Source organism: Deltaproteobacteria bacterium, assembly GCA_016930875.1.
Taxonomy (GTDB): Bacteria; Desulfobacterota; Desulfobacteria; order Desulfobacterales.
In genome coordinates, this window is sequence record JAFGFW010000054.1 from 1 (window position 1) to 12,639 (window position 12,639).

General features: G+C 48.7%; 13 protein-coding genes. 9 read left to right on the forward strand and 4 right to left on the reverse strand.

Annotation, left to right across the window (positions count from 1 at the left end):
- Window positions 1-228: 228 nt before the first annotated feature.
- From JW883_05555 to JW883_05590, 8 genes are all read left to right on the forward strand, one after another.
- A complete protein-coding gene (locus tag JW883_05555; protein ID MBN1841731.1) occupies window positions 229-1,713 on the forward strand; it encodes an extracellular solute-binding protein in 1,485 nt (494 codons plus the stop codon).
- A 355-nt stretch (window positions 1,714-2,068) separates the two neighbouring features.
- Window positions 2,069-2,968 (forward strand): sugar ABC transporter permease, encoded by a 900-nt coding sequence (locus JW883_05560; protein ID MBN1841732.1) that lies wholly within the window; start codon window positions 2,069-2,071, stop codon window positions 2,966-2,968.
- Window positions 2,965-3,816: a carbohydrate ABC transporter permease gene (locus JW883_05565; GenBank protein MBN1841733.1), complete on the forward strand. Its 852-nt coding sequence runs from the start codon at window positions 2,965-2,967 to the stop codon at window positions 3,814-3,816. Before JW883_05560 ends, JW883_05565 begins: the two co-directional genes overlap by 4 nt.
- 1 nt (window position 3,817) lies before the next feature.
- Window positions 3,818-4,903 carry an ABC transporter ATP-binding protein gene (locus JW883_05570; GenBank protein ID MBN1841734.1) on the forward strand — a complete coding sequence of 362 codons (1,086 nt, stop codon included), beginning with the start codon at window positions 3,818-3,820 and terminating at the stop codon, window positions 4,901-4,903.
- 1,082 nt (window positions 4,904-5,985) lie between these two features.
- A complete protein-coding gene (locus tag JW883_05575; GenBank protein MBN1841735.1) occupies window positions 5,986-6,204 on the forward strand; it encodes a hypothetical protein in 219 nt (72 codons plus the stop codon).
- 6 nt (window positions 6,205-6,210) lie between these two features.
- Window positions 6,211-6,492 (forward strand): type II toxin-antitoxin system RelE/ParE family toxin, encoded by a 282-nt coding sequence (locus tag JW883_05580; protein ID MBN1841736.1) that lies wholly within the window; start codon window positions 6,211-6,213, stop codon window positions 6,490-6,492.
- 152 nt (window positions 6,493-6,644) lie between these two features.
- Window positions 6,645-6,875 (forward strand): hypothetical protein, encoded by a 231-nt coding sequence (locus JW883_05585; GenBank protein MBN1841737.1) that lies wholly within the window; start codon window positions 6,645-6,647, stop codon window positions 6,873-6,875.
- Between the two features lie 414 nt (window positions 6,876-7,289).
- Window positions 7,290-7,886 carry a hypothetical protein gene (locus JW883_05590; protein ID MBN1841738.1) on the forward strand — a complete coding sequence of 199 codons (597 nt, stop codon included), beginning with the start codon at window positions 7,290-7,292 and terminating at the stop codon, window positions 7,884-7,886.
- 43 nt (window positions 7,887-7,929) lie between these two features.
- On the opposite strand, the gene JW883_05595 is transcribed toward JW883_05590, so the two are convergent.
- The gene (locus JW883_05595; protein MBN1841739.1) at window positions 7,930-8,586 is read right to left on the reverse strand and encodes a DUF4143 domain-containing protein; all 657 of its coding nucleotides are present in this window, start codon (window positions 8,584-8,586) and stop codon (window positions 7,930-7,932) included.
- A 32-nt stretch (window positions 8,587-8,618) separates the two neighbouring features.
- Window positions 8,619-8,846, reverse strand: a complete 228-nt coding sequence (locus JW883_05600; protein MBN1841740.1) for an AAA family ATPase — start codon at window positions 8,844-8,846, stop codon at window positions 8,619-8,621.
- A gap of 526 nt (window positions 8,847-9,372) precedes the next feature.
- Between JW883_05600 and JW883_05605 the strand changes: the two genes are divergently transcribed.
- Window positions 9,373-10,755, forward strand: coding sequence for a M48 family metalloprotease (locus JW883_05605; protein MBN1841741.1), 1,383 nt, complete (start codon window positions 9,373-9,375; stop codon window positions 10,753-10,755).
- On the opposite strand, the gene rtcA is transcribed toward JW883_05605, so the two are convergent.
- Together rtcA and JW883_05615 are read right to left on the reverse strand one after the other, a co-directional pair.
- The gene (gene rtcA, locus JW883_05610; protein ID MBN1841742.1) at window positions 10,718-11,812 is read right to left on the reverse strand and encodes an RNA 3'-phosphate cyclase; all 1,095 of its coding nucleotides are present in this window, start codon (window positions 11,810-11,812) and stop codon (window positions 10,718-10,720) included. The genes JW883_05605 and rtcA overlap by 38 nt on opposite strands.
- A 189-nt stretch (window positions 11,813-12,001) precedes the next feature.
- Window positions 12,002-12,586, reverse strand: coding sequence for a YihA family ribosome biogenesis GTP-binding protein (locus tag JW883_05615; GenBank protein ID MBN1841743.1), 585 nt, complete (start codon window positions 12,584-12,586; stop codon window positions 12,002-12,004).
- Window positions 12,587-12,639: the final 53 nt, after the last annotated feature.

Below are 12,639 nucleotides of genomic sequence, written 5' to 3' on the forward strand. Positions count from 1 at the left end.
CGTCGGTTAAATAGCTTGCTATTCGCCCTCCTCGCGCCTTGCCATGCGTGCGCCTCGACTCCTGAAAATGCAAATTTATTTCTTCGCGAACCCTAAGCCCTCTTTCCTGCCGAAGGCGGATCGCGTTTTTTCTCTTCCGTCCTCCAAAAAATGGCTTGGCATATATCCGTTTTTTGCGTAAATTGGCTGGTACGGTGTCCGTTTTCGTAGAAAGGGAGGCCAGAGAGTATGAAGCTATCAGCAAAAGCGATTGCTACATGTGTAATCGCCCTTTTCTCGATCCTTTGGCTTGCAGATCTTGGCTGGACAAAGGAACAGAAAAGTCTTGTCATTCTTACGAGGATGATGGACATGCAGGATCGGTGGTTTCGGAAAGAGATCATTGCTTCATTTGAAAAGGAGCATGATGTTGAAGTCACAGTGGTCTCTTTTGACAAGTTCTGGGACCTTGAGGTCATACTGAAACTGGAACGTGACAGCGAACGGCATTCCATCGGCCTTGTGAAGGTCCCCCTGGAAATGACCAGGCCGCTGAAAGATTTCATGGTCCCTTATGATGACCTGATGAGCAAAAAGGAATTATCGGCCCTGAAATCCCAGTACGACACAAGGGCGGTCGAGTTAGGAACCTTGAACGGAAAGCTCTACTATTTTCCCCGCAAACTGGAAACCAGAATGATTACCTATCTCAAGTCAAAGGCAGATGAGGCGGTCATGGGATGGGGGAAGTTTAAGGCAGAAATCAATCGAGCCCTCAAAGGTGATAATGGTTTTGGTCTGCCTGCAGGCTATCAACTGGAGAAGGACCCGAATCTGTGGGATTACTACGATCTGTTTGTTGTCTCGTACTACTGGACCCACACTCCGTATTATGGCATCACCATGCCTCGTATGGCCCACCGGGGGAAAAAATACGGCGGCACGGTTGTCGGGCTGGTGGATCGAATCTATCAGATGGGTGGGACTTCCATGGATCTGCTTAAGGTGTCTGCCGCCCCTGTTGTTGATATGTTCGTGTGGGAGGCCATTTACAGGAAGAACGGGCTCTACAACCCCGGTATGTGGCAGGACCCGTGGAGTGGCGGCGGGATCTGGAATGCAATGAAAGACGGTAAAGTCTTTCTGGCAATGATGCACCAGATCGATTCGTTTTTCATCCACGGCGGAACCCATCCGCACATGCAAGGGTATCTGGCAGATCCGGATGACATGGGTGTGGCCGTGATGCCTGAAGGGATATCATTTGAACTTGACAAAAAGGGTTTTCCCCGGAGAACAGGCAACAGGCAGGCAGGAACCGCTGGTTGGTGGTGGGGCATTCCAAAGGCCTCGCCTCATCCCGCAGTCTCCGTAGCCCTGGCGAAATGGATCACAAGCTACGAGAATCACCTGTCCGAGTGCAAGATATTCGGCATGATGCCCATACGAAAGGATATCCTGGCCAACCTGCAAAAGGTCTTTCCAAAGGGTTGGATGGCAAATGTATTCGATGTTTCCACAAGGCAGATCAGACTTAATGGCGATGCCACCATGCCATTGCTGCCCGAGTACTCTGATGTGGGAAAGATCTATCTGAGGGCATGGTATGATATTGTTGTGGCAGAAAATTATGGGAAAGATGGCAAGGTGGACAGGGATTATATCAAGGATAGGCTCGAGAGGATTTATGTACCCATGGTCAAGGAGGTGCTTGGAGGCAAGTATCCAAACTAATGCTTGACCGATAACTTCATTCCGTCAGAAACTCGAAATCCGAATATCTAAATCCGTGCTGTTTTCAAGGCGTCAGCCGCAAACAATATCGAAATCCTAATGTTCAAAACTCAAAACAAGAATGAGTTGTTATTGTTTTTTCCCGTTTTGGCTATTGATATTTTGGTTCCGCCGCGGATTTCGTGGTTGCGCCTGACGCCTTGAAAACAGCACGATATTCGAATTTGCGGCTGTCGCCTTGAGAACAGTACGGATTTCAATGCTTCTGTAAAATGGATGAAGCACAGCATTTCTTTCAAATTGCCATTTTAAACCGCAGTACTTATGAAACAAGGAACTAGTCACCATTTGAGCCATGACGAGAATCATAGTTTTTACGAGAAAAAACCTTTTCAGTATTATCATCCTTGCCCCGGCAGTGCTTTATCTGGTGGGCTTTTTGTTGATTATCTTATTCAAGGTCGTAGCGCTGGCCTTGACTCGCGTTGGTCCCCAGGGTGACCTTTTTCCCACTGCTTATCATTTTGTCGAGCTTTCAAGAAATCCCGAATTCAGACACGCCTTAGTTCGCACCATCTGGTTTACGCTCATTGGCACGCCACTTGAGCTTGTCATAGGGATGGCAGCCGCTTTTCTCGTGGTAAGAGAGTTTAAGGGAGGGGGCATCACGAGAAGTCTCTTTATTCTTCCTCTGGCAATCCCTGCCATTGTAACGGCCATCATGCTCTACATCATCTTTGACTTTCCCGGAGGCCACGTTAATGACATTCTCATGGGACGATACAGCTTTTTCCCTTTCCAGGTCATATCTCATCCTGTGGACTGGCGAGGATCCGGCTTTTTTGCCCTTATGGTCTCCATATTGGGAAAAGTGTGGCGGGACATGCCCATTTCAATGCTGATCATTCTTGCAGGACTTCAGGCCATTACAAAAGACCAGCATGAAGCAGCAAAGACCCTGGGGGCTAACGCGTATCAGACGTTTTTCAGAATAACCTTTCCTCTACTGACCCCGGCCATGTCTACCGTGCTGGTCTTGCGGTCGATTGAAGTCTGGAAGGAGTTCATTTTTCCGTTTATTCTGGCAGGAAGTTACCCTCTGTTGGCAACCCTTATAGAAAGGGCGTACCATGAATGGAGAAATCCCAATGAGGCGTGCGCTATTGCATTAGTCCTGCTGGTTTTGATCATCATATCGACAATCTTTATTTTTCATGTCTTAAAATGGCTCAGAAGGCGGTTGGTGAGAGTATGAGGGAAAAAGGCGCCTCGATTTCAAAGATCAGCGCAACCAGGGTTATATGGTTTGCGGGCATTGTCTTGATGATTCTGATAGTGCTGGCCCCTATCTTTGTCATGTTCAAATATTCTCTCAGCGATCGTTCGAGTGTGGTAACCGGTGGAATGCCTATACCTCTTTGGCCCTACCATCCGACCGTGGAGCAGTTTGAAGGTCTGGCCACCATGGACTCGTTTATCACGGCTGCCTTTACCAGCATGAAGGTGGCATTGCTTTCAGTGATCATCTCGCTTGCCATCGGAACCCCTGCGGCTTACGGCCTGGTGCGTTACAGATTTCCCGGCATCATGGTGTTGGCAACTATGCTCATATCGGTTCGTCTTTTTCCGGACATTGTCTCGGTAGTTCCCATTGTCGAGACCTTCATAAGATTTCAATTAGTGAACAGCGTCCTGGGTGTTGCCATGGCTCACTCCCTCCTTTCCACGCCCTATGTCATCTTTATCGCCATGGGTGTCTTTGAGATGATTCCCAGAGACCTGGATGAGCAGGCCCAGATCCTGGGTGCGAGCAAGCTGTACAGTTTTACCCGGATAGTGCTCCCCGTGGCCCTGCCCGGGTTGGCTGCCGCTGCGATATATGTCTTCTTGCTTTCCTGGGACGAATTCATATTTGCGTATTTTCTCCTGGCCTTTGGAGAACTCTCGACACTTCCTGTGTTGTTGCAAAAGGTCCTGTCCTGGACACCGCAGCATAATCTGCTTGCTGCCATTTCAGTTATGCTTTCCATCCCTGTGATCATATTTACCTTTATTGTGCAAAAGTATATGCAAACAGGAGCCACTGCCGGGGCAGTGAAATAGCATGGCCAGAGTCCAATTAAAGAGAATCAGCAAGAAATTTGGTGATGTTGAGGTCGTAAAAGATCTGGACCTGGTGGTTGATGACGGTGAATTTGTGACCCTGGTAGGGCCGTCCGGCTGCGGGAAATCGACTACCTTAAGAATGGTTGCCGGTTTGGAAGAGATCACGTCAGGAGAGCTCTACATCGGCGATATTCTGGCAAACCAGATACCTCCCAGGGGCAGGGGAGTCTCCATGGTGTTTCAAAGCTACGCCCTGTTTCCCCATATGACTGTGTCTGAAAATATCGCTTTTGGATTAAAGATCAAAAAGTATCCTCGCGGCAAGATCCTGAAGAAAATCGAATGGGCAGTAAACCTGTTAAATCTTGAAGGCCTGGAGACAAGACTTCCCAAGGACTTGAGCGGCGGGCAGAGACAAAGGGTGGCCCTTGCAAGGGCCCTGGTGGTAGAGCCCGATGTCTTGCTTCTGGATGAGCCTCTGAGCAACCTGGATGCAAAGCTGAGACTCAAGATGAGGGCAGAGTTAAAAAGGATTCATAAGAGATTGGGAGCCACGGTTATCTACGTCACCCACGACCAGGTTGAGGCCATGAGCCTGAGCGAGCGGTTGGCAGTCATGTACGAGGGAAGGCTGGTCCAGGTTGGATCGCCGCTGGAAGTCTATAACTCTCCACAGAATATGTTTGTTGCAGGCTTTATTGGAAGTCCTTCAATGAATTTTTTTGATGCCAAGATCATAAAAAAAGACGGGAGCCTGTTTGTTGCTCTCAAGACTTTTGAACTGGCAATTTCTCAAGCCTGTGAGTCAAGATACTCGGGATACCTGGACAGAGAGATTGTCTTTGGCATCAGGCCGGAACATATTTATGACAAAAGATTTTCAAAGACAGAAAGCTCTTTTGGAAATACGATCCACGCAGTCATCGATGTAGTCGAACCATTGGGTGATAGGGATATTGTCGAAGCAAAAGGGGAGGGGGTCAGTTTTTCCTTATTGCTCGAACCAGAGGCAAAGGCAGCGCCGGACCAACCCATCAGCGCCGTATTTGACATGGAGAAGTCTCATGTTTTTGACAAGAAGTAGCATTTTTGTCGGGATTTGCGCGCCCCCGAAAACAGGACTTGCAGCTTGAATTTGGAGCTTCATGCGAAGCCGCCACAGTTTGCTGTATCATTGTTCAATATCCAGGGAGTCATTGCGAGCTAAGCGCCCTCGGTTTTTCTCAATCGAATCGGCCAGATCTGAGCGCCAACTCTGCGAACTTATTCTTGCGCGAGCCCTTAGTGCTTCGCCCTTTTGGAATTCCCCTGATCTGTACCGTTGGTTTGAGTAGGCAGTGGAAAACTTTTTCTCTTTTTGTGACCATAACTACTCAGCTTGGTGGTATTTTTGTTCATCTGTTTCTCGGGGAGGGATTGCTTGTTGGGATAACCTTTTGAACTAACACGAAAAAACAAAAATTAAATTTTTTTTACGAATGGTGCACGGTTCTTGCGAAACCATCGGGCACGCTGAATTCTTTTGAATTTTGCAGTGAAGCAGTTTACTGAAAACATGTTGTGTAGTGTGCCTACCAGTTTTAAGCTCGACGAACAATGGAAATCGTGTAACTGACTGTTTTTATTTATAGCGCCCCGATAATTTGGCAGTTTTTGGCCGGTTTTGATAGCTACAAAACCCAAACTAAAGTCCTTATAACAGGATGGACATGATATAAACGCGGTTAATCAGGAGAAGAGAGGGACGCTGTTGACTATATTGAATGAGTGTTGTTTGGGTCGCAATATTGTGCAGAAGAGGCACGTTTTTTTGCCTTGAGAGTTTCAACTATTATGTTGTTCGCCTTCAAATAAAAAAGAATTGTAGGAGGTTAGCCTTTTGAAAAAAAGCGGATTTTACTTACTCCTGTGAGCAATTTTGGGATTTTCGATTCGCCTGTCTAAATTGCAAAAACTCGGGCTAACGCCCTAAAACAGTATGCAATTTTTGACGCCAGGCTCATCGCAAATCTTTTTCCAAAATTGCTCAGTGTCGTTCGCAAAACAGGGTTTTTGAAAGCGCTAAAGTGTTACAAAGAATTATGTTGTATAAAAGCAACAAACTGTTGCATATTGCTATTTTATATAGTATCGTTGCGTAAAACATCCTGATAGGAGGTAATTACAATGACAACAGCAGTAAGAGTTTCCGACGAGTTGGTACGGGAAGCAAGGATATTCAGCAAAATTGATCAACGATCTCTAACCGGCCAAATTGAACACTGGGCAAAAATTGGCAAATGCGCTGAAGAAAACCCTGATTTGACTTATAGCCTAATCAAGAACATCCTTATTGGTCTTGTTGAGCTTGAACAAGGTGAATCATCAGAATACAAATTCGGATAACCGCGGATGAAAATTTTACAGTCTCGGCAATTTGAGAGAAAGGTTAAAAGATTTATCAAACAAGAAAAAAAGTCGCTCGACAAGCAGATTTTAAGAATCGCTGACAATCCTGGCATCGGTTCGGAAAAAAAAGGCGACCTTCGAGGGGTATATGTTCATACATTTAAAATAAAACATACACAATATCTGCTTTCTTATCGTTTTGCCGAAGAGAATCTTGAATTAATCATGATTGGTCCCCATGAAAACTACTATAGAGACCTGAAAAGCTATTTGAAAACCAGATAAAAAGGCGAACAAATGGCTTGACCTGAGCGCTTTTTTTTTGCTTCTTTTTTTTCTGGCGTTTCGAAGTCGTTTCGGGGTTTACCAAAAGTCAGAGTTATCAAGACGCGTCAGGTCAGCTTTCCGTTAGGCTCGTGAGAAGGAGAGTAAAAACTGTGACAAAAAAGCAATTTCTTAACAGCCTTGCAAATACTCAAGTGGACGTCTTGCAGCAATTCCTTAATGCTATAAGCAGAAAAGCAATGGTTTACGAAATGAAAGTTGCCGCTTTGCAAGATGTATTAGGAGGCAAGATTTGGGCTATTCTGATGACCAAAGGCGCAAGAGTAAGCGACAAAAAGATTTGGCTGATATTTTTCGTTTGGTCGAGGCATATCCGCACCTGATGGATTTGTTGCCGGAGTCAATAAGAGCTACTGGGATTTGAGATAACCGGTGCCGGAGATTTCTGTGAAAGTGTTTTTGACAAAGATGTAGATGTGGATGGCTTAGATCTGGCAGCCTTTGCAGCACCGTAGGTCAGGTTGCCCGGAAGGGACTATCTGGATCTTTGAGCACGACGCAGATACGGAGGGCCGATGTCTGCTTTTGCGGCGGGCTTATTTTTGAGCGAGCCCTAAGCCCCATGATCCGGGACCCTGCCGTCTTTTCTCTTCACTGTTGACATGTCATGTTTTGGGTTATATTATATTATTGTGATTAAATTCTTTTCCTGATTCGTATTAATGACCGCTTCCTTCCAAAAGAGGTATTACCGTTGATACTGCATGAAGGCTGTGTGCAAGAATTGTGGTGTAAAGATGATTATTGATCGCGAGTCAGGGAAGACACAACTCCAACAGGAAGCGCCGGGCCCTGAGTCTACACAGACGTCGCAATCCAAGGCCGGTACTTCAGGTCTGAAGACTCTCAGGGCCGGGAGCAAGATGGATCAATCCGAATTCACTGTCGCCTCCATGTCGCCCGGATATCCAAGGTACAGGAATGCTCTCATCATTGGCGTCGTGGTTCTGATCTTTATTGGTATTTTGTCCGGAGCCTATTTGCTGATCAGAGATACGGGAAAAACCTTGCAGGAATTTACTCGCAATCCCGTTGAGTATGTTACCAGTTTGATTATGGGCTCTGAGAAGTACAAGGTATGCAAGTCATTTTTGGCTCGGAATGAAAAACGATTGGCTCAACTTGGCCTTGGCGAGGATCTCGAATTTTTTCTGATCAAAGAAGAAGTAAGAGTCATCAATGGGCAGAAAACAGCTATAGTGACAGCAAGAGTCAAGGGTTCCAAGGCCACGAGAGATGTGATCTTCCGGCTGCAGAAACGCAGGGGAGATTGGAAGATCCAATACGTAGCCCTGGAACTGGACAAGGGAGAGCATAAGAGAATCTATCCATAAAATTGCAGCCGTTCACCGCAGTTTGCTGCCTACAATGACTCGTTCATGGTAATCCTGAAAGCCACTGGTGTGCGGGAGCCACGAGCACAGATTGGTCCAGGTTTGACAGTATCCGGTATCCGTCCCCTTTGTTTGTAAGCTGAACTGCCGGAATGTCCAGGGCGCGTTGGAATTTCTTGAGGTCGGAAGATGGCTCTGTATCAGTAAGTTTAGTCTCTACCAGAAGAAACGGTTCGCGTGCTTTGGCTATCAGGAAGTCCACTTCCTGCCGCTCCTTGTTCTTCATAAAATGGAGTGAAAACGATCCATAGCCCATATCATTCCATACGGTAACAGCCCGCCACAGTTCCATGGCGACCATGTTTTCAAACCGGCCTGCAGGCTCCTTTATGCGAGGCGCATTCCAAAGATAGACCTTGCGTTCTTTTTGAATGGCCCGCGAGATTTTCTGCGTCCACGGAGAAATACTAAAAATCAGAAAGAATCTTTCAAAAACCGATAGCCAGCTTTGAACAGAATTGTAGGAGACTCGTAAATCACGAGCAAGAGACGGGACAGAAAGAGGACTGCCCACCTTGGAGGGCAACAAAAGGTAGAGCATCTCTACATCTCCAACAGATTTGATGCCTGTCAGGTCACGAATATCCTCACGTATCAGTTGCTGGGAATAGGTGTTTGACCATCGACGGTAAGTCGTCATCCGGTTTGCCAAATACGGTTCCGGAAAACCGCTTAGCTCGGATAGCCGCGACCATATTTCTCTGAGTTCATCGTTGCGCTCCATACTGATATTGACGTATTTTTGCGCTCGACAGCCTCAAAAAAGGCAGGGTTTTCGATAAGGCGGATTCTGTTTTGAGGAATATCCCAGTTGAAATAAAGGCTATTCGCGAAGGAACGGGAAATGATTTCTGCAAGCGTAGTTTTTCCTGCCTGTCGCGGGCCGGTCAGGAAGATCATGCTCTTGCCTGCGGCAAGATCTGCCCAGATTCTCACATAAGGATTTCTGCCGTCCATATGGACAATTATTCATAGTATTGAAAAATAGCAGTATTCTTGAGACACGTAAGTCAGGTTGCGAGCGAAGCGAGTTACCTGACTTATGTTATTCGCCTTCGCCGGAATACCCTGCAGCGCACCGTCGCCCAAGCTATGGCGCGTCGGCATATGAACCCGGCCCACCCTGGCGCGACAGAAGCTGGACAGTGTCCAGGAGAGAAAAACCGGGTCTGGGCCAGGGAAGCAATCTCCTGCTTAATCTATGAGGATTGCTTCGTCGCTACGCTTCTCGCAATGACAACAGGCGCAGCCGTGAACGGTTACGGATTGAGTAACATCTTGACCTCATGGCCTTTTACATATAGCTTGCGGAAAAAGAGTTATGCACGAGCATCCAAGAATGGAAATGAAGCTGACAGCAAGAGTCGGAATTTTACTTGTGTTATTTAGCATCATGTTGTGCTTGATTTCGTGCGCGGCGAATCCGGTGACAGGTCAACATGAGTTGATGCTCTTGAGCGAGCCTGATGAGATCAGGCTGGGCCGCAAAACGGATGCCCAGATAGCTCAAACATACGGAATCTACGATGATCCTGACTTAATGGCCTATATTGAAGGTCTGGGTCAACGGATAGCCGGAGGCTCCCATCGCCCCCACCTGTCCTTTGAGTTCAAGATCCTGGATAGCCCGGTTGTTAACGCCTTTGCCGTGCCCGGCGGATATATCTATGTGAGCAGGGGCATCTTGAGCTATCTCAACAGCGAGGCAGAGCTTGCCGGCGTTATAGGACACGAGATCGGACACGTGGCGGCCCGCCATTCCGCCCAACAGTACAGCAGGGCCCAGCTCGCCCAGTTAGGACTGGGGTTGGGAGTAATACTCTCTGAGGACTTTAGACAATATGTCGGGCTGGCTCAGTTCGGTGTTGGCATGCTGTTCTTGAGGTTCAGCCGGGACAATGAGCGTCAGGCTGATCAACTGGGTGTGGAGTACGCTACCAAGGCAGGGTTTGATGCCAGCCGGATGGCAGCCTTCTTTTCAACCCTTGAGCGGCTGCACCCCTCCTCGGATAAGAGCGGTCTGCCGGGCTGGTTTTCCACGCACCCCAATCCACCGGATAGGATAAGAGCAGTCCAACGAAAGAGCCGGGAGTGGACGAGCAGATTGGACGCGCGAGAGCTGCAGGTTAACCGTAACGCTTACTTGCGCCGGATCGAGGGTCTTGTCTTTGGGGAAGACCCCCGTCAGGGATACGTAGCTGATCAGGTGTTCTATCATCCTGGGTTGAGATTTCAGTTCCCCGTGCCATCTGACTGGAAGCTCAATAACAGCCCGGCCCAGGTTCAAATGGTGAGCAAAACAAAGAACGCAGCCATCCTGTTTTCCGTGGGAAAGGGATCATCCCCGGCAGCAGCCAGGGAATTTGTTGCCAAGGCCGATGCCCGTGTTATCAAATTTGATTCTACCAGAGTAAACGGGCTGCCAGCCCAACAGGTGATTTCAGATATTTCTTCCCAGCAAGGGACGACCCGGGTCATGTCTTGGTTTATCAGCAAAGAAGAACGTGTCTTCGTGTTTCATGGTTTTACCTCTCAGGCCATGTTTGAAAGATACGGATCTGCCTTCCGTGTCACCATGGGGGGATTTGCGACTCTCACTGATCCGAAAAGGATCAACGTGAGGCCGGACCGTATCCGGATTCGAGCCACGGGAAGCGCCGGCACATTGAAAGAGGCCTTCCGGTCATTGGGCATGCCAGATAACAAACTGAAAGAAATGGCTTTGCTGAACGGAAGGCATCTGGGCGATTGGATTGCGGCACATAGCCTGCTTAAAGTGGTGGAGAAGGGACAGGAGGATCAAAGCTGAAAGGTGAAAGCTCAAAGGAAGAAAATGTGGGAAACCCCGCACCGTCGATGCTCACCGTTCCGGTCCTCTTGTCCACGTCGAACTTGACTGGCAGGAGCCGTTCAATAACCCATATGTTGGTGAGCAGGTGTTTTGTGATGGCTCCTGCGACAAAGGAGGACCGTCCCTTGGCCAAAGCCATGTAGAGAACCAACTGGTCGGCCAGGTGGTCGTCAACAGTGGCCTCTGAGGCCATGAATTCAAAAAAATCCGAACAGGCCTCGTCAGCAACGGTTTCAGCGGGTTTTCCCCTTCTGCCCAGGGATGTAAAACCAGCGACGCCATTTTCGAACGAAGCTCTTATGAAGACGACTGTGCCGGTCCCACGGGAAGGCCCGTTCAAAAGCCTGACTCGGGGTTTGCTGTACCCCTGACCCGCAAGGCGCTTAAGGGCCTGGTCCCGCTGCCTCTCCCCGATGCCGGCAGCAAGGTTTGAAACCGCTGAGAGGAGATGAACAGCTCCAAGTTTACCCCGTCGAGTTCGTTGCTTTGCGCGAAATCCTGCCACTGGAGATATACCCGCAACAACCGTTCCTCCTCCTTTCGGATACCAACCCCAACGGCTGATTTCCAACGAAACGGCGCCGCCCATCTCCTCCATTGTCGGCACGAATACTTCGTTTACGTAATGGAAACAGGGGCTCCATGGGACATGGGTCCCGCCGGTAATGGTCACCCGGGACGGGTTTTTGGCTAGGAGCAAGCACGGCAACACCGTTTGTAGCACAAGGCCCGTGGAACCTGCCGTGCCAACGTCCAACGTGTACGTTCCGCCCTTGAGTTGCAGGGGCTCAAAATATAGATGCGTGGAGCCCGCTTCAGCCCCTTTAGTGCGAGCCGAGGTTATCAGCGAGAGGGCCTTTACGGCCATAACGTGCTGGGGTCTTAGTCCTGGCTTCTTGCGACCGGCCCGGATATTTGTGATCTTCAGGGGTTGCTGGAGTATGGCCCCCAGGGAGAGGGCGGTCCGCAATATCTGTCCTCCTCCCTCGCCGTAGCTTCCGTCAATTTCAAGCATTGTGCTCATCTATCCAACCACATGGTTGACTTGCCTCAGGTGGATCAGCCCTGCCCCCAACTTGATGCTAAAAACGCTTTGTTTGAAGGCCGCTTTGTTGGACGAGTATACTATTTGAGGTTGGAAGATCGTCCCGTTCCTGGGACTTCAGGTTGGAGGCAAAAGAAAACGATTCCTTTCCCTCAAACCTCAGACCTCCAACCCAGCTTCCAGCGCCTTCCATAGCTCCTGCTTACCCATGCCTGTTGATGCGGAAAAGAGGATAAGTGATGAAGGATCTTTGGAAAGATCCTCTGCAATCACGCGACGCTGAAGGACCTGTTTGGTTTTCTTGAGTTTGTCTGCCTTGGTGAGAATCAGGATCTCGGCAATGCTGTAGTGGGCAAGCCAGGAAAGGAGGTCATGGTCTGCCTGGTTTGGCAATCTACGGATATCCAGAATCACCACCACTGCGCAAAGGTTTTCACGGGACTTCAAGTATCTTTCCACCATTGGCCCCCATTTCTTTTGCACCTCCATAGGGACCCTGGCATAGCCGTAGCCCGGAAGATCAGTGAAATAGAAGCTGTTATTGACAAGAAAAAAGTTTATGGTCTGGGTGCGTCCGGGGGTGGAGCTGGTCTTTACGAGTTTCCTGCGGCCGAGCAACGTGTTGATCAGTGAAGATTTTCCCACGTTGGAGCGTCCGGCAAAGGCAAGTTCGGGCCTGTCAGGGAAAGGATACTGGGCGGGCTTGACAGCGCTGGTTACAAAGGCAGCGGATTTGATGTTCATTTCAGTTCAGGAAGCCTGGTCCTTTGGGCCAGGTGAGAGTCATTGGCTCTGGC